The 16,394-nt window shown below is 67.3% G+C and carries 14 protein-coding genes and 1 tRNA gene; 9 read left to right on the plus strand and 6 right to left on the minus strand.

Annotation, left to right across the window (positions count from 1 at the left end):
• Positions 1-120: 120 nt before the first annotated feature.
• A complete protein-coding gene (locus JTE92_RS16540; RefSeq protein ID WP_174544830.1) occupies positions 121-1,626 on the minus strand; it encodes a sensor domain-containing diguanylate cyclase in 1,506 nt (501 codons plus the stop codon).
• A 202-nt stretch (positions 1,627-1,828) separates the two neighbouring features.
• Entirely contained in the window at positions 1,829-3,265 is a 1,437-nt protein-coding gene (locus JTE92_RS16545) for an aminotransferase-like domain-containing protein (RefSeq protein ID WP_063237158.1), read from the minus strand.
• A gap of 175 nt (positions 3,266-3,440) precedes the next feature.
• On the opposite strand from JTE92_RS16545, the gene JTE92_RS16550 reads away from it, so the two are divergent.
• Positions 3,441-3,830: a hypothetical protein gene (locus tag JTE92_RS16550; protein ID WP_063237159.1), complete on the plus strand. Its 390-nt coding sequence runs from the start codon at positions 3,441-3,443 to the stop codon at positions 3,828-3,830.
• A 67-nt stretch (positions 3,831-3,897) separates the two neighbouring features.
• Complete coding sequence (locus JTE92_RS16555) at positions 3,898-5,523, plus strand: NAD(P)/FAD-dependent oxidoreductase (RefSeq protein WP_063237160.1); 1,626 nt, start codon at positions 3,898-3,900, stop codon at positions 5,521-5,523.
• Here JTE92_RS16555 and JTE92_RS16560 read toward each other — a convergent pair.
• Positions 5,520-6,794: a TIGR03862 family flavoprotein gene (locus JTE92_RS16560; protein ID WP_063237161.1), complete on the minus strand. Its 1,275-nt coding sequence runs from the start codon at positions 6,792-6,794 to the stop codon at positions 5,520-5,522. The two genes, JTE92_RS16555 and JTE92_RS16560, sit on opposite strands and share 4 nt — an antisense overlap.
• 87 nt (positions 6,795-6,881) lie before the next feature.
• Here JTE92_RS16560 and JTE92_RS16565 point away from each other — a divergent pair, with 87 nt between their 5' ends.
• The gene (locus JTE92_RS16565) at positions 6,882-7,496 is read left to right on the plus strand and encodes a DUF1415 domain-containing protein (RefSeq protein ID WP_063237162.1); all 615 of its coding nucleotides are present in this window, start codon (positions 6,882-6,884) and stop codon (positions 7,494-7,496) included.
• Positions 7,497-7,633: 137 nt separating this feature from the next.
• On the opposite strand, the gene JTE92_RS16570 is transcribed toward JTE92_RS16565, so the two are convergent.
• Positions 7,634-8,500, minus strand: a complete 867-nt coding sequence (locus tag JTE92_RS16570; RefSeq protein WP_063237163.1) for a class I SAM-dependent methyltransferase — start codon at positions 8,498-8,500, stop codon at positions 7,634-7,636.
• Between the two features lie 240 nt (positions 8,501-8,740).
• On the opposite strand from JTE92_RS16570, the gene JTE92_RS16575 reads away from it, so the two are divergent.
• Together JTE92_RS16575 and JTE92_RS16580 are read left to right on the plus strand one after the other, a co-directional pair.
• Positions 8,741-10,354 (plus strand): flagellar assembly protein A, encoded by a 1,614-nt coding sequence (locus JTE92_RS16575; protein ID WP_063237164.1) that lies wholly within the window; start codon positions 8,741-8,743, stop codon positions 10,352-10,354.
• 264 nt (positions 10,355-10,618) lie between these two features.
• Positions 10,619-10,774 carry a hypothetical protein gene (locus tag JTE92_RS16580; RefSeq protein ID WP_167525686.1) on the plus strand — a complete coding sequence of 52 codons (156 nt, stop codon included), beginning with the start codon at positions 10,619-10,621 and terminating at the stop codon, positions 10,772-10,774.
• 229 nt (positions 10,775-11,003) lie between these two features.
• Here JTE92_RS16580 and JTE92_RS16585 read toward each other — a convergent pair whose 3' ends face one another.
• On the minus strand, positions 11,004-12,134 hold the full coding sequence (locus JTE92_RS16585) for a CapA family protein (RefSeq protein ID WP_063237199.1): 1,131 nt from the start codon (positions 12,132-12,134) through the stop codon (positions 11,004-11,006).
• A 241-nt stretch (positions 12,135-12,375) separates the two neighbouring features.
• On the opposite strand from JTE92_RS16585, the gene JTE92_RS16590 reads away from it, so the two are divergent.
• From JTE92_RS16590 to JTE92_RS16605, 4 genes are all read left to right on the plus strand, one after another.
• Positions 12,376-13,764 (plus strand): FAD-binding oxidoreductase, encoded by a 1,389-nt coding sequence (locus JTE92_RS16590; protein ID WP_063237165.1) that lies wholly within the window; start codon positions 12,376-12,378, stop codon positions 13,762-13,764.
• Between the two features lie 77 nt (positions 13,765-13,841).
• Positions 13,842-14,759, plus strand: a complete 918-nt coding sequence (gene ppk2, locus JTE92_RS16595; RefSeq protein ID WP_063237166.1) for a polyphosphate kinase 2 — start codon at positions 13,842-13,844, stop codon at positions 14,757-14,759.
• Positions 14,760-15,304: 545 nt separating this feature from the next.
• Complete coding sequence (locus tag JTE92_RS16600) at positions 15,305-15,604, plus strand: DUF4258 domain-containing protein (RefSeq protein ID WP_063237167.1); 300 nt, start codon at positions 15,305-15,307, stop codon at positions 15,602-15,604.
• A gap of 41 nt (positions 15,605-15,645) precedes the next feature.
• Positions 15,646-16,101 (plus strand): hypothetical protein, encoded by a 456-nt coding sequence (locus JTE92_RS16605; RefSeq protein WP_063237168.1) that lies wholly within the window; start codon positions 15,646-15,648, stop codon positions 16,099-16,101.
• A gap of 94 nt (positions 16,102-16,195) precedes the next feature.
• Here the strand turns inward: JTE92_RS16605 and JTE92_RS16610 are convergent.
• A tRNA-Thr gene (locus tag JTE92_RS16610) sits at positions 16,196-16,271 on the minus strand.
• Between the last annotated feature and the right edge of the window lie 123 nt (positions 16,272-16,394).

A 16,394-nucleotide genomic window follows, 5' to 3' on the forward strand; every position in this document is an offset into this window, starting at 1 on the left:
TTCCCGCGCAGGCGGGAATCCAGCGTCTTTTGAAGTCACTGGGTTCCCGCCTTCGCGGGAACGACAGTGGTTAACTGAACAGCATTACGGCGCAAGCCGGCTCTTTTGCGTCGGGTTGCTTCAGTTCTCGCGCCGACGCTCCTTGCCCAGCGCCTCGTAGTGCGCGCGCTTGGCTTCGTACATGCGGCTGTCGGCCACCTTGACCGCGTCGGTGAGGCGCTCGCCCTGCACGCAGGTGGCGTGGCCGATGGAAAAGCTCAGGCGCACGCCGGGATAGAAGGTGTTGTTCAGCTCGACCACCTTTTCGATCTGCTCGACCACCGTGGCGGCGCCGCGCTCGTCGCGGCCGGGCAGCAGCACCATGAATTCGTCGCCGCCGATGCGCGCCACGCAGGCCTGCTCGCCCACCGCCTTCTTCAGCACCTCGCCGGTGCGGCGCAGCAGGCCATCGCCGTCGCCGTGGCCGAACTGGTCGTTGACCACCTTGAGCCCGTTCAGGTCCACCGCCACCACGCTGACCGGCCACGGGCCCTTGCGGCCCAGCCGCGACAGTTCGTCTTCGTAGTAGGCGCGGTTGTAGAGCTTGGTCAGCACGTCGTGCTTGCCCAGGAATTCAACATAGGCCTCGGCCTTCTTGCGCGCGGTGATATCGGTCAGCGACACCAGCACCTGGTCCCAGTCGGCCTCGCAGCCGGGGAAGACCGACCACTGCATGAAGACGTCGACCTGGCGGCCGTCGAGCGCGTAGTTGATGACCTCGCGCTGCTGCCACAGCTTTTCGTGCCAGAGGTCGATCAGCTGCTCGGCGAAATGGATGCGCATGTCGTCGCGGAACACGTCGCCCAGGCGCGACAGCAGGATCTCCCTGGACTCGGCGCCGAACATCAGCAGCGTCTGCCGGTTGACGTCGAGCACGCGGATCTCCTGCATGCAGCGCGAGACGAAGTCCGGATGCACGTTGAGGAAGGTGCGGAAGTCGGTGATGCCGGCCGCGCGCACTTCATCGAGCAGCACCTTGACCGCGCTGAAGTCTTCCACCCACAGCGACACCGGCGAGTGCTCGAACAGGCCGACGGCGTATTGCTCGCTGCGGCGCAAGTCGCGTTCGGTGCGCGCGCGCGCGGTGATGTCCTCGATCGACAGCAGCACGCGCTCCCATGTGCCTTCATGGCCGGGCATCACCGTGGCTTCGAGCCGGATGTCGAGGCGTTCGCCGTCCAGCGTGTAGTTGACGGTCTGGCTGGCGAAGCGGTTGGCGCCGTCCCAGAGCTGGCCGAGTTCTTCCACGTGCTGGTCGAACATGTCGTCGCGGAAGACCGTCTCGAGGTTGGCGACGAGGTCGTCGAGGTCGGCCGCATGGAACAGGTCGAGCGTGCGCTGGTTGACGTCGATCACGCGGATCAGCGACGAACACTGCGCCACCTGGTGCGGATTGGCGCGCAGGTAGGCGCGCAGGTCGGTGACCCCGTCGCGGCGCAGTTGTTCGAAATGCACCCGCACGTCGCTGAAGTCTTCCAGCCACAGTGACACGGGGGCGAGTCGGAACAGCGTCCGGTAATCGTCGAGGCTGTTGTCCGGCCCGGTGCCGACAGGGCGGTTGCGCGATGCCGCGGATAGACTGCTCAAGGCCACTCTCCTTTGTTCTTGTTCCCGTCTGGTGGCGGGGCCTGGCAGCGTTTCCGGGAACCAGCCGGGGCCAAGGCCGCCGCGCCAGCGCATTAGGATAGGCGAGGCGGCGCCAAATGGGGCAAACGGGGCGTAAAAAGCAGGTCAATCCGGTCGCGCGGTCGCGCGCGTGTTGCAAAAATGCGCGTGGCCCCGCGCGCGGCTAGCCGGCCAGGCGGTGCACAATGCCGGCCAGCGTGGCCAGTGCCCGCTCGATCTGCGCCGAGCGCGGCGTGCCGCAGTTGATGCGCAGGCAATGGTCGAAGCGCCCGGCGTTGGAGAACATCACCCCGGGCATCACGCGGATGCCAGCCTGCAGCGCCTGGTCGAACACCGCCTCGGACGATACCTGCGCGGGCATCTCGACCCACAGGTGCATGCCGCCGCGCGGCGCACCCAGCCGTGTGCCCGCCGGAAAGCTGGCCGCCACCGCCTGCGCGAACCATTCGCGCTGCAGCTGCAGCCGCGTGCGCAGACGGCGCAGGTGCCGTTCATGCGCGCCGCTGGCGAGGAAGTCCGCCGCGGCCATCTGCGACAGCATCTCGTTGGGCCGCGACAGCCCGAACTTGAGCATTTCGACGCGCGGCTGCCATTTGCCGGCAGCGATCCAGCCGAGCCGCATGCCCGGCGCCAGCACCTTGTGCAGCGAGGCGCAGTGGATCACGTTGCCGCTGCCATCCCAGGCCTTGGCCGCCGCCGGCTGGGTATCGCCGTCGGCGGTGGCGGAGAAGCAGTCGTCCTCGATCAGCGCGATGCCGCGCGCCTCGCACCACTGCACCAGCCGCGCCTTGTGCGCGTCCGGCATGATGCAGCCGAGCGGGTTCTGCAGGTTGGGCACCACCGCCACCGCGCGGATATTGTCGTAGTGCTGCGCCGCCAGCTCGAGCGCCTCGAGCGAGATCCCGGTCTGCGGGCTGCACGGGATTTCCAGCGCGCGCATGCCGAGGCTTTCGAGGATCTGCAGCAGGCCGTAGTAGGTGGGAGACTCCACCGCGATCACGTCGCCCGGGCCGGCCACCGCGCGCAACGCCAGGTTGAGCGCCTCGGTGCAGCCGTGCGTGATGACGATCTCCTCCGGCGCCAGCTGCATCCGCGCGTGCAGCGCCTGGCGCGCGATGGCGCCGCGCAGCGGCGCATGGCCTTCCGGCTCGACCGCCTCGGCGAACAGCATCGGATGCCGGCGCAGGGCGCGCGCCGCGGCGCCGCGCAGCGCATCGGCGGGATAGAGCGAGGGCGCGCAGTAGGCACCGCCCAGGTTGGTATGGACATGCTGGTGCTGGCTGCGGGCCAGCAGTCCCGAAATGCGCTGGTGGATGCCGACGTACTGCGCGGGGTCGGGCAGCGCGGCGTCGGGTTCGGTCAGCGGTGCCAGCGGCGCGCGCAGCGGCGCCGAAACAAAATAGCCGGCGCGCGGACGGGCTTCGAGCAGGCCGTCGCTCTCCAGCTGGCGGCAGGCCTGCAGCGCCGTGGACAGGCTGACGCCGTGCAGTCCCATCAGCGCGCGCACGGACGGCATGCGGTCGCCGGCGGTCAGCGTGCCGGATTCGATGGCGCGGCGGTAGTGGCCGGCAACCTGGCGGTAGAGCGGGGTGGATTCCATGGCGGCATGGTGGCGCGGTTGGCCATCGGGGTACAGATACAGAGGCGGGGCGCCTGTATCGTAACAGTCCCGATTTTGTCCTGCTGTTCCGGTAGAGGTTGCGCGGGGATGTGCCTGCCGCTTGCTGGGGCCCGCCGATAGGCTGGAGGCCTGAATCTGTTACCGGAGCCAAGCCATGCCAAGCGTATCGATCGACACTTCAGGGCGCGTCTTGCCGGCGTCCGCCACGCGCCTGTCCGCCGGACAATGCCTGCAGCTGTGCGTGCCGGCCGGCACGGTGCTGCATGCCGGCGCCGGCCGGATCGAGGTCAGCGGGCCGCCGCAATGGCTGGCCGAAAGCTGGCACGTCCCGCGCTGGCGCCTGCGCGCGGGCGAGACGCTGGCCATACCGGCGCGTGGCTGGCTGCAGGTCGTGGCGCGCGGCGACGCCGCCTTCACCATCGCCATGCCGCTCGGCGTGATCGACCGCCTGGCGGGCCTGCTGGCGTGGCGCAGGCGCCGCGTGCCGTCGCCATGGCGGCACCGGCCGCAACCGATTGCCGACCCGGCGCCGGAAAAACTATAAAATTGCGCTCCGGCCGGCCTGGCACATTGGTGTGCCCAACCCCCCGGCCGCAGTTCCCGGGTTCCCCATGCTACGTCTAAGTGAAGTCAAACTCCCGCTCGACCATACCGAAGCCGACCTGGACGCCGCCGTGCGTGCCGGCGCCGCGCAGATCGGCGTCAAGGGAGACGGCCTGATCGGCTATACCGTATTCCGCCGCGCCCACGATGCGCGCAAGCGCTCCGATATCAAGCTGACCTACATCATCGATCTCGAAGTCAGCGACGAAGCCGCGGCGCGCAAGCGCATGGCCGGCAAGCCCAACTGGAGCGTGACGCCCGACATGGAGTACCACTTCGTCGCGCGCGCCCCGCAGGGCGGGCCCGCGCTGCGCCCGGTGGTGATCGGCATGGGCCCGTGCGGGCTGCTCGCCGGCCTGATCCTGGCGCAGTCGGGCTTCCGCCCGATCGTGCTGGAGCGCGGCAAGGAAGTGCGCGAGCGCACCAAGGACACGTTCGGCCTGTGGCGCAAGAGCGTGCTCAACCCGGAGTCGAACGTGCAGTTCGGCGAAGGCGGCGCGGGCACGTTCTCGGACGGCAAGCTGTACAGCCAGATCAAGGACCCGAAGCACTACGGGCGCAAGGTGCTGAACGAGTTCGTGCGCGCCGGCGCGCCGGAAGACATCCTGTACAAGGCGCGCCCGCATATCGGCACCTTCCGCCTGGTCAGCATGGTCGAGAAGATGCGCGCCGAGATCATCGAGCTGGGCGGCGAGATCCGCTTCGAGACCCGCGTCGACGATATCGAAATCGATGGCGGCCGGGTGCGCGGCCTGAAGCTGTCCAACGGCGAATACCTCGAGGCCGACCACGTCATCATGGCGGTGGGCCACAGCGCGCGCGACACCTTCCAGATGCTGCACGAGCGCGGCGTGTTCATGGAGGCCAAGCCGTTTTCGCTGGGCTTCCGCATCGAGCATCCGCAGGGGCTGATCAACCGCAGCCGCTTCGGCAAGTTCGCCGGCAACAAGCTGCTGGGCGCCGCCGACTACAAGGTGGTGCACCATTGCAGCAACGGGCGTTCGGTGTACAGCTTCTGCATGTGCCCGGGCGGCACGGTGGTGGCGGCGGCGTCGGAGCCGGGGCGCGTGGTCACCAACGGCATGAGCCAGTACAAGCGCGCCGAGCGCAATGCCAACGCCGGCATCGTGGTCGGGATCACGCCGGACGACTATCCGGGCGGCCCGCTGGCCGGCATCGAGTTCCAGCGCAAGTGGGAAGAGCGCGCGTTCGAGCTGGGCGGCAGCAACTACAACGCGCCGGGCCAGCTGGTGGGCGACTTTATCGCCGGCCGTGCGTCGACGTCGCTGGGCTCGGTCGAGCCTTCGTACAAGCCGGGCGTGACGCCGACCGACCTGAGCACGTCGCTGCCAGACTACGTGATCGAGGCGATCCGCGAAGGCATTCCGGAGATCGACAAGAAGCTGCCGGGCTTCGCGCTGCATGACGCGGTGCTGACCGGCGTGGAGACGCGCACCTCGTCGCCGCTGCGCATCCGCCGCAACAACGACGATTACCAGAGCATCAATGTCAGGGGCCTGTACCCGGCGGGCGAGGGCGCGGGCTATGCCGGCGGCATCTACTCGGCCGCGATCGATGGCATCGAGGTCGCTGAAGCGGTGGCGCTCAGCATCGTCGGCGGCAAGCAGGCTTAGGTTTGCCTCAGATACGCCGCGGCGCCCAGCGCCGCGGTGCGTCCGCTGGCGAAGCAGGCCGTCAGCAGGTAGCCGCCGGTGGGCGCTTCCCAGTCCAGCATTTCGCCCGCGCAGAACACGCCGGGCAGGGCGCGCAGCATCAGCCGTTCATCCATCGCTTCGAAACGCACGCCGCCGGCGCTGCTGATGACCTCGTCAATCGGCCGCGGGCGCAGCAGGCGCAGCGGCAGCGCCTTGAGCGATACGGCCAGCGTGCCGGGATCCTGCATCGCATCTTTCGCCAGGCATTCGCGCAGCAGTCCGGCCTTGACGCCGGTGATGCCGAGCCGGCTCTGCAGGTGGCTGGACAGCGAACGCGACCCGCGCGGATGGTTCACTGCGTTGCCGACCTGTTCCGCGGTGTGCGAGGGCAGCAGGTCGAGGTGGATCACCGCGCTGCCATCGGCTTCGATCCGGTCGCGGATCGGCGCCGACAGCGCATAGACCACGCTGCCTTCGATGCCGGTGGCGCTGATGACGAACTCGCCCTGGCGGTAGTGTGCGTTGCCGTCGCGATCGGTCAATGCGATCGCCACCGGCTTGACCGGCGTGCCGGCGAAACGGTCGGCAAACGATTCGCTCCATGCCGCATCGAAACCGCAGTTGGCGGGACGCAGCGGTGCGACATCGACGCCACGCTCCGTCAGCCGCGGCACCCACGCGCCATCCGATCCCAGCCGCGCCCAGCTTGCGCCGCCGAGCGCCAGCACCACGGCACGTGCGGACACGGATGCTTCGCCCTGCGGCGTGGCAAAACGCAGCGTATGCGGCGCGCCCTCATGACAGTCCAGCCAGTCCAGCCAGCGATGGCGCATATGGAACTGCACGCCGGCCTCGCGCAACCGGTGCAGCCACGCGCGCAACATCGGCGCGGCCTTCATGTCGGTCGGGAAAACGCGGCCCGAGCTGCCGACGAAGGTGTCGATGCCAAGCCCGTGCACCCACTCGCGCAGCGCCTGCGGGCCGAAGTCCCCAAGCATCGGCGCGATCTGCGCGGCACGGTCGCCATAGCGGCCGAGGAAGGCGGGTTCCGGCTCGGCATGCGTGAGGTTCATGCCGCCCTTGCCGGCCATCAGGAACTTGCGCCCGACCGACGGCATCGCGTCATAGACCGCCACGCTGAGGCCTTGCGCCACCAGTACCTCGGCCGCCATCAGCCCGGCCGGGCCGCCGCCGATGATTGCCACGTCGGGGCGGTTGGAAAGCGAAGGGGAAGGATTGGCGAGGGACATTGGCGGTCGGGCGAGGGCAGGGTGTTTCCGCGCGGATTATAGAGCCTGCGGCAGCGCTAGAATGACGGTTTCCCCCGTATTGCCATCATGTCTTCCGCCGCCACTTCCGCAGCCGCCGCAGATTCCGTTATCGCCGCCACCCGCCACTGGCTGGAACGCGCGGTGATCGGCCTGAACCTGTGCCCCTTTGCCAAGAGCGTCTATGTGAAGGAGCAGGTGCGCTACGTGGTCAGCACGGCGACCGAAGCGCCGGATGTGCTGGATGAGCTTGAGCGCGAGCTCCGCCTGCTCGATGAGACGGATCCGGCGGAGATCGACACCACGCTGCTGATCCTGCCCCGCGCGGTGGCCGATTTCCTCGACTACAACGACCTGCTGTACTTCGCCGACCGCCTGCTCGGCAGCCTGGGCCTGGCAGGCACGCTGCAGATCGCCAGCTTCCATCCGCAGTACCAGTTTGCCGATAGCGAGCCGGACGATATCGAGAACTACACCAACCGCGCACCGTATCCGATCCTGCACTTGCTGCGCGAGGACAGCATCGCGCGCGCGGCGGCGGCCTTCCCGGATGCGGCGGATATCTACGAGCGCAACCAGGCGACCATGCGCCGCCTGGGGCATGCGGGCTGGCGCCGTGTGATGGCGGGCGAGGACGAAGCCGAAGACAAGGCCACCGGCAAAAACCCGCTCCCGAAAGACTAATGCCGTTCAGTTAGCCGCCGTCGTTCCCGCGAAGGCGGGAACCCAGTGACTTCAAAAGACGCTGGATTCCCGCCTGCGCGGGAATGACGGTGGGGCTTGATCCCTTAACTGAACGGCATTACCCCCGAAAGACTGACTTACGCTGGCTCGGCCGGCGTGACCGGCGTGACCGAAACCGGAGCGGTGAAGAAGCGCTCGTTCATCTCTTCCAGCCCCAGCGTTTCCAGCACGTTCTGCAGCCGCTCCGCCGGGCGCCGGCGCGGCAGGTCCTTGTACTGGGCGATGATGAGCTCGTTCTTCATCGAGTGCTCCCATCCCACCAGCTCGGTCACGCTGACCTGGTAGCCATGCGCCTCCAGCTGCAGGCAGCGCAGCACATTGGTCACCTGGCTGCCGAATTCGCGCGTATGCAGCGGATGGCGCCAGATCTCGGTCAGCGGATTGCCCGCCAGCAGCTTGCCCTTGTGCTTGCGCAGCACGCTGGCCACTTCGGCCTGGCAGCAGGGCACCAGCACGATGTGCTGCGCGCGCTTGGCCAGCGCGAAGCGGATGGCGTCGTCGGTGGCGGTATTGCACGCATGCAGCGCGGTGACCACGTCGACGGTCGGCGGCAGCTGCGGCGAGGTGATCGAGTCCGCCACCGACAGGTTCAGGAACGACATCCCGGGAAAGCCCAGCCGCGCTGCCAGCGCCTGCGAGGTCTTCACCAGTTCCTCGCGCGTCTCGATGCCGTAGATATGGGAGTCGTCCTTCAAAGCCTTGAAGAACAGGTCATACAGGATGAAACCGAGGTACGACTTGCCGGCGCCGTGGTCGACCAGCGTGACGCGGCCGCGCTCATCCTTGACCTGCTGCAGCAGCGGCTCGATGAACTGGAACAGGTGGTAGACCTGCTTGAGCTTGCGCCGGCTGTCCTGGTTCATCTTGCCGTCGCGCGTCAGGATATGGAGTTCCTTGAGCAGCTCGAGGGACTGGCCGGGGCGGATTTCGTGGGTATTTGACATGAGGACTGCACAGGCTGCGGGACGCGGCGCGCCCCGGAAATGCCGATAGTTTACCGAAGTTCCGGCCCACCCCCACCTCGGCAGGGGGCGTTGTGCGCTCAAGTTTCGCAACCACGCTGCCGATGGTCATGGATCGATAACAAGTGGAGCGCCAGCCGCCCGGGCCTGCGCTGTCCGCCAGCGCGGGCAGGCTGCCGTGGCCGATCGGCATGCAGCTCCGCACCAAATGTCAGGGGACTCATGATGCACGAGTCGGGTTTGCGCCTGGAGCTGACCGAGCCAGGCGAGCAGGTGCATGCGCGCTACGTACCGGAGCCAGGCAGGCTGGCGCCGGATCATGCCAGCCTGAAACAGTGCCTGGACCGCCAGGGCTGGGCCGGCGCCAGGCTGGATGCACGCGCTGTCGCGCAGTTCCTGCAGCAATGCCAGCGCGCCGAACATGAAATCGACGCCGCTATCGGTGTACTGGTCGATGGCGCGTTCGAACTCGATATCACGAACGACGGCCTGGCCGTGCGGCTCACGCTGATGCCCGCCGAAGGCGGCCGCCCGGTCACGCAGGACGATATCCGCCGCGCCGTCGCCGAGCGCGGCGTGGTGCCGCCGCTCCAGGCGCTGGCGCTCGACGCCGCGCTGGCCGAAGGCCGCTGCGAGCTGCGCACCATTGCCGCCGGCGTCGCGCCGCGCCAGGGCGAGCCGGCGCGCTTCCTCAACCTGCTGCAGCCGCGCAAGCCGGCGCAGGCCGATGAAGGCGATTCGCGCGTCGACCTGCGCGACCTTGGCAACCTGCTGCTGGTCAGCCCCGGCACGCCGCTGATGCGCCGCGTCCCGGCGGTGCCCGGCCATGACGGCGTGGACGTGTTCGGCAAGCCCATTACCGCCGATCCCATGGACGATCCACCCTTTGCCGAGGGCCTGACCGGTGCCGCCGCCGATCCCGACGACCCTGACCTGCTGGTCGCCGTGATCGCCGGCGCGCCGGTGGTCGGCGTGCATGGCATTGCGGTGAGCCCGGTGGTGCAGGTGGAGGCAGTCGACCTGCATTCGGGCAACGTTGCCTTTGACGGCACGCTGCGCGTGGCGGGCGATATCCGTACCGGGATGTCGGTGCGCGTCAGCGGCGACGTGCTGGTCGAAGGCACCATCGAAGCCGCCGACATCGACGCCGGCGGCAATGTCGTGGTCAGGGGCGGCATCATCGGCAAGGCCGAGACCGGCCGTTCCGACGGCGGCATCAGCCGCGCCAGCGTGCGCTGCAAGGGCGCGGTCAAGGCGCGCTTCATCGAGAATGCCGTGGTCGAGGCCGGCACCGAGGTGAACGTCGACAGCGGCATCCGCCAGAGCGACGTTGCCGCGGGCGAGCGCATCGTGGTCGGCGGCCCCGGCGTGCAGGGCAGCATCAGCGGCGGGCGCACGCGCGCCATGCTGGCGGTGCGCGCCGCGGTGCTCGGCAGCCCTGCCGGCAGTGCCACCAACGTGCAGGTGGGCTTGAACCCTTACGCGGACGCGCAACGTGCCGCGCTCGAGGCCGACCGCCGCAGGCTGCTGGAAGAGCAGAACAAGGTCAAGCAACTGGTCGCGTTCTTTGCCGCGCATCCGGAGAAGGCCGTCGGCGACCTGCGCGAGAAGGCGCGCGCGACGCTGTTCAAGCTGTCGCGCGACCTGTTCGAGCTGGAAGGGCGCCTGGCCGAACTGGGCCAGCAAATGCAGCCATCGGCCGATGCCGTGATCGACGCCGCGCGCCGCATCCATGGCGGCGTCACGCTGCAGGTGGGCAGCCGCGTGCTCAAGGTGATGGAAGACAAGCCTGGTGGGCAGATCCGCCTGGTCGAGGACCGTATTGCCGTGACCTGACGGCGACCTTCCCCGCTCCCGAATTTGTACTATCCTGCAGGTATGTCCTGGGGTGCCGCAGGATGGGCGAGAGAGCTAGTTTCGGGCAGTGAATGCAGAAGCGGACCAGCAAACTGTGGAAGCGTTACACGGAACCGAATCACGTGGCACTTGAGATACCGGAAGGCCAGCCAATGCGGCTGGCCTTCCTCTTTTGCACGCACGTGCATCGCGCGCGATCCGACCTACACTGAAGGTGCAACCAGTCTCTCACAGGAGGTTGCCATGACTGCCGCACTGATCACGGCACTGGCGCTGATCGCTCTGGTCGCCTGCGCCGCCATTGTCATCTGGATCCTGCGCGAGAAGAACCCGACGCTGCTGCAGCAGCAGGAGCAGTCGGTGCGCACATGGTTCGACCATATGATCCACCGCCACTAGCGGCTGCACCGCCGCCTGACGGTACGTGCCGCATGAGCCCGCCGTGCAGGCTAATGCCGTTCAGTTAACCACCGTCGTTCCCGCGTAGGCGGGAACCCAGCGACTTTTTGTCCCCCATCGGGGGGCTTTAAGACGCTGGATTCCCGCCTGCGCGGGAATGACAGTAGTGATTGATACCTTAACTGAACGGTATTACGCCGTGCAGGCGGGCTTTTTCGTGGCGCCGGCCCTATGGCACGTCTCCTGCTGCCGACATGTGCAGTTCGTGCAGCCCGCTGCGCTCGACACGCGTGCCGAGCGCGCGTCCTTCGTAGGCGAACATCGCCAGCAGCCATGCGATGTCGACTTCACCCGCATATTCGAGACGGAAATGGCTGCGCCGCAGCGGCACCAGCCGCAGGTCTGCGTTGCCTGCCGCATCGAAGCTGACGAACACCATCAGCGCCAGGTCCGGCCGATAGTCGTCGTAGCCGCCGATGCCCTCGTAGTCGTTGATGAAGTCGCCACAGCCGTAGAGGATGGGTTTGCCCGCATGCAGCTCGATGCCGAGTGGATGGTGCGAGGAATGTCCATGCACGATATCCACGCCGGCCCGTTCCACCAGCCGGTGCGCGAAGGCGCGTTGCGCCGGATCGATATGGTAGCCCCAGTTGGCACCCCAATGGATCGATGCCACCACGAGGTCGCCGGCACGCCTGTCCTTGCCGATCCGCGCGGCAATGCGGTCGCACGAGGCGGCGGACCAGTCATCCAGCAGGTTTACGCCGGAGTGGCCGGCGGTGGCGCGCCATGCCGCCGGCGTGCCGCAGTTGTGCATGGCGAAGGCGAACACCGCGATGCGGCCGGCCTGGCCGCCCGGCCGCGGCAGCCACGCGGGCTGCATCGCGCTGTCCTCGTCGGGGCCGGCACCGGCGTGCGCAATCTGCGCAGCATCGAGCGCCGCCAGCGTATCGGCCAGGCCCGCACGTCCCCAGTCGAGCACATGGTTGTTCGCCAGTGATACGCAGTCGATGCATGCCGCCTGCAGGCAATCGACATTGTCCGGATGCATGCGGTAATGCACGGCCTTGCCGGGCCAGGCGTCGTCGCTGGTGGTGATCGCCGTTTCCAGGTTGGCAATGCGCGGCCATGCGCCGCGGCGGTCGAGTTCCGCGAGCGCGTCGCCCCACGGATACGCCGGCGCCACCGGGCGCGCCATCGGGCCCGCCTTGCGCTCGGCCAGGCGCACGTAGTCGAGCGCCGAATGCACATATGACTCATGCAGCAACGGCTCGCTGGGATGCGCCAGGATCTGGTCGATGCCGCGCCCGGTCATCACATCGCCACACAGGAACAGGGGAGGGGGGCTGGTTGTGTCCATTGCGTAGCCGGTCGGCGCCGTTTTGCACCGTGCCGGCAGTGCTTCCATGATAGGCGGGCGCGGCGCCATGATCGTGTTGCGGCACCTGGACGGGGCGCACTGCACGTCGCCGATCATGCCGCGTTTACATTCGGCAGGGCCCTGCCTTAAATGGTGAAGTCATCGGTCCTCGTGGCCATCTTCCTGCACCCCGGCAGCCGCGCGTCGTCCGATGGTTTCAACCCGCATCGGGAGGCAGATCATGGGCCAGTTATCCCAAGAACATGTTGAGTCACTGAAGGCGCGCCTACGCGGCCGGCTGCTGCAGCCTGCCGACGCCGCCTACGACGAAGCGCGCCGCATCTGGAACGCGATGATCGACCGCCGGCCGCAACTGATCGTGCAGGCCGCCGGCGTCGCCGACGTCGTCGCCGCGGTCAACGTTGCGCGCGAGCACGGCGTGCTGCTGGCGATACGCGGCGGCGGCCACAATATCGGCGGGCTGGCGATCTGCGATGGCGGCATGGTGCTCGACCTGACGGCGATGCGCTCGGTGCGCATTGACCCGCAGGCACAGCGTGCCTGGGTCGAACCCGGCGCCACGCTGCGCGACTTCGACCATGAGGCGCAGGCCTTCGGGCTGGCCACGCCGCTGGGCATCAACTCGACCACCGGCGTCGCGGGTCTGACCCTCGGCGGCGGCTTCGGCTGGCTCAGCCGCAAGTTCGGCACCACCGTCGACAACCTCGTCTCCGCGCAAGTGGTCACTGCCGACGGCAAGCTGGTGCGCGCCAGCGCCGACGAGCACCCCGACCTGTTCTGGGCACTGCGCGGAGGCGGCGGCAATTTCGGCGTGGTCACAATGTTCGAGTTCCGGCTGCACCCGGTCGGCCCCGAGGTCTATGGCGGCCTGATCATCTACCCGCTCGAGCAGGGTCCCACCGTGCTGCCGGCCTTTCGCGAGCAGTTCAAGTCGATGCCGGATGAATTGACGGTATGGGCGGTGTTGCGCCAGGCGCCACCGCTGCCGTTCCTGCCACCGGAGGCGCATGGCAAGCCGATCGTCGCGCTGGCGATCTGCTATATCGGCCCGCCGGAGCATGGCGCCGCGCTGGTCGAGCCGCTGCGCAAGCTGGGCACGCCTTATGGCGAGCATGTCGGACCGATGCCGTTCACGGCATGGCAGCAGGCCTTCGATCCCTTGCTGACGCCGGGGGCGCGCAACTACTGGAAGTCGCACAACTTCGCCGGGCTCGACGACGGCCTGATCGCGATGCTGGTCGAGCAGATCGGCAAGCTGCCGTCGCCGCAATGCGAGGTGTTCGTCGGCGCGATGGGCGGCCAGACCAACCGCGTGGCGCCGGACGCCACCGCCTATGCCAACCGCGACGCGCAGTTCATCATGAACCTGCACGGGCGCTGGGACACGCCGGCGGAAGACGACGCCTGCATCGGCTGGGCCCGCGAGGTGTTCCGCGCCGCGGCGCCGTTCGCGCTGGGCAGCGTCTACGTCAACTTCCTGACGCAGGAAGAAACCGACCGCGTCGGCGCCGCCTACGGTCCCAACTTCGCACGGCTGGTCGAGGTCAAGCGCCGCTACGACCCGGGCAACCTGTTCCGCCACAACCACAACATCAACCCGGCGGCATAGCGCGCAGCCGTTCACGCGGCTGCAACACTGGCGTGCCAGCATCGGCGCGACCGCGATGTATCCGACAGGAGGAGCAGATGAGACCGGGCGAGGCAGAGCTGGTACGGCGTATCCACAACGAAGTGGCCGACTACTACGACGAAGAGATCGAACTGGAACTGGACGACCGCGAAGCCAGCGAAGCCTTCGGCGACCCGGTACACCTGCCCGACGGGGCCGAACAGGACAGCCGCCGCCACTATTTCCGCGAGCTGTTCCGCCTGCAGGGCGAACTGGTGCGGCTGCAGAGCTGGGTCGCGGCCACCGGCCACAAGCTGGTGATCCTGTTCGAGGGGCGCGACGCCGCCGGCAAGGGCGGCGTGATCAAGCGCATCACGCAGCGGCTGAATCCGCGCGTGTGCCGCGTGGCCGCGCTGCCCGCGCCCAACGACCGCGAACGCACCCAGTGGTACTTCCAGCGCTACGCGGCGCACCTGCCCGCAGCCGGCGAGATCGTGCTGTTCGACCGCAGCTGGTACAACCGCGCGGGCGTGGAGCGCGTGATGGGCTTCTGCAACGACGACCAGTACGAAGAATTCTTCCGCTCAGTGCCCGAGTTCGAGAAGATGCTGGTCCGCTCCGGCATCCAGGTCGTCAAGTACTGGTTCTCGATCACGCACGACGAACAGCGCCTGCGCTTCCTCAGCCGCATCCACGACCCGCTCAAGCAATGGAAGCTCAGCCCGATGGACCTGGAATCGCAGCGGCGCTGGGAGGACTACACCAAGGCCAAGGAGACCATGCTCGAACGCACCCACATCGCCGAGGCGCCGTGGTGGGTGGTGCAGGCCGACGACAAGAAGCGCGCACGGCTGAACTGCATCCACCACCTGCTCAGCCTGGTGCCCTACCAGGACGTGGATGCACCCACGATCGTGCTGCCGGCGCGCGAGCGGCATGAGGACTATGTGCGGCATCCGGTACCGCACGAGATGTTCGTGCCGGAGGTGTACTGATCCACCTTGCCTGGTTAGGGTAAGTGCGGGGTGCGGTATCGTCCCCGCAGCGGCAGCGCTCCCTATAATGAAAACGGCCACCTGGCAAACAAGGGTGGCCGTGCATCGTGGACCTGTTTGCTTTTTGGGCGACCATGCTTGTCGCCTACCTCCTGATGAAGCACGCTGGCTGCTTCAGCCAGCCGGTGCTCTATCCCGACTTCGACCATCCGTTCCGGTATTGGTGGGCGCGGCGGTTGGGGCGGTAGCCTGTCTCATCCCCGTTCGCTGGAACGTCTTGGCCGACGCGTCTGCGGCTGCACCGTGCGCGCCATTGCGTCCCGCTGTCTGATGGCTGACAACCAGTCTGGCTGGCAGGCCGTGCGATTGATCCCCTTCTGAAACTACCTGGTGCGTCCGGCCGGCGCTGAAGGCACTGCCTAGAATGCCCCGTCCGCACGAGCTTTGCGACCACGGACACCGATAGCGCTGTCGCGTCGTTTCATCACCCAAGCGCGTGTCAGCATTGCTTCCGTTTCTGGATCAACCTATAATTTTTATAGCTCATGCCGTGGGCCAAAAGAGACTGGGAAACGCATATCCGCAAACTCTGCCGCGACACCGCGCGGATCTTCTGGACCTCGCATGCGGAGCAGCAGATGCAGGAGAGGCATATCGCCAAGGCCGTTGCACTCGACGTACTACGGCTCGGCGTCATCCGTCGCGAGCCCGAGCCTGATATCAGGACCGGCCACACCTTATGCAGGATGGAGCGGTTCTGTGCCGGCGCTCCCATTGGCATTGTCGTGGCGCTCGAGGCGGAAGGCGCCTCGGCCTGCATCGTCGTGACGGCTATCAACCTATAGCGACTTCAGGGACTTCAGGGACTTCAGGGACTTCGCTATCCATGCACCACTACACCGACGGCGGGCTGCCAAATATCTGGTTGGCCAACGGCTATGAAATCAAGCACACGCCCTACGGCGACGCGGTCTCGATCCAGGACCTGGATGGGCTGGTCAAGGCGATCTGTGGCGCGCTGATCCGCAAGAGCGCCAAGCTGACCGGCGCCGAATTCCGATACATCCGCCAGGCCATGCTGATGTCGCAAGCGACGCTGGGCCAGGCGCTCGGGCGTACGGACCAGGCCGTCGCCATTTGGGAAAAGAAGGACTGTGTTCCGAAGGCCGCCGATCTGGTCCTGCGCGTCCTGTATGCCGCGCATATGGATGGCAACGAGCGGGTGAAGAGCCTTGTGAAGGCCATGAACGCGATCGACCGCACGATCCATATCGTCATGCGCGAGACGCCGCGAGGATGGGAGCCTACCGAGACGGAAGAAGACCCGCTTGCGCTGGCTTGATTCGCACCGCTCGCGCCGCGCAGGAGCAGGCAACAAAAAACCCCGGAGAGCGTGACGCTGTCCGGGTTTGTGTGGGCGATGCCCTGAATTCTTTTGGTGCCGAAGAGAGGAATCGAACCCCCGACCTTCTCATTACGAATGAGCTGCTCTACCGACTGAGCTACTTCGGCAACAAGTTCCGGTGAACTGGAACAGCCCGCAATACTAGCAGCGTTTTTACGGCTTGGGAAGCCCTTTTGTGTCGCCGGTGCCATCCGGCGGGGGGCGGGGGGAGCCGACACGTCGTTCCCGCG

It is taken from the genome of Cupriavidus oxalaticus, assembly GCF_016894385.1.
Classification (GTDB): domain Bacteria; phylum Pseudomonadota; class Gammaproteobacteria; order Burkholderiales; family Burkholderiaceae; genus Cupriavidus; species Cupriavidus oxalaticus.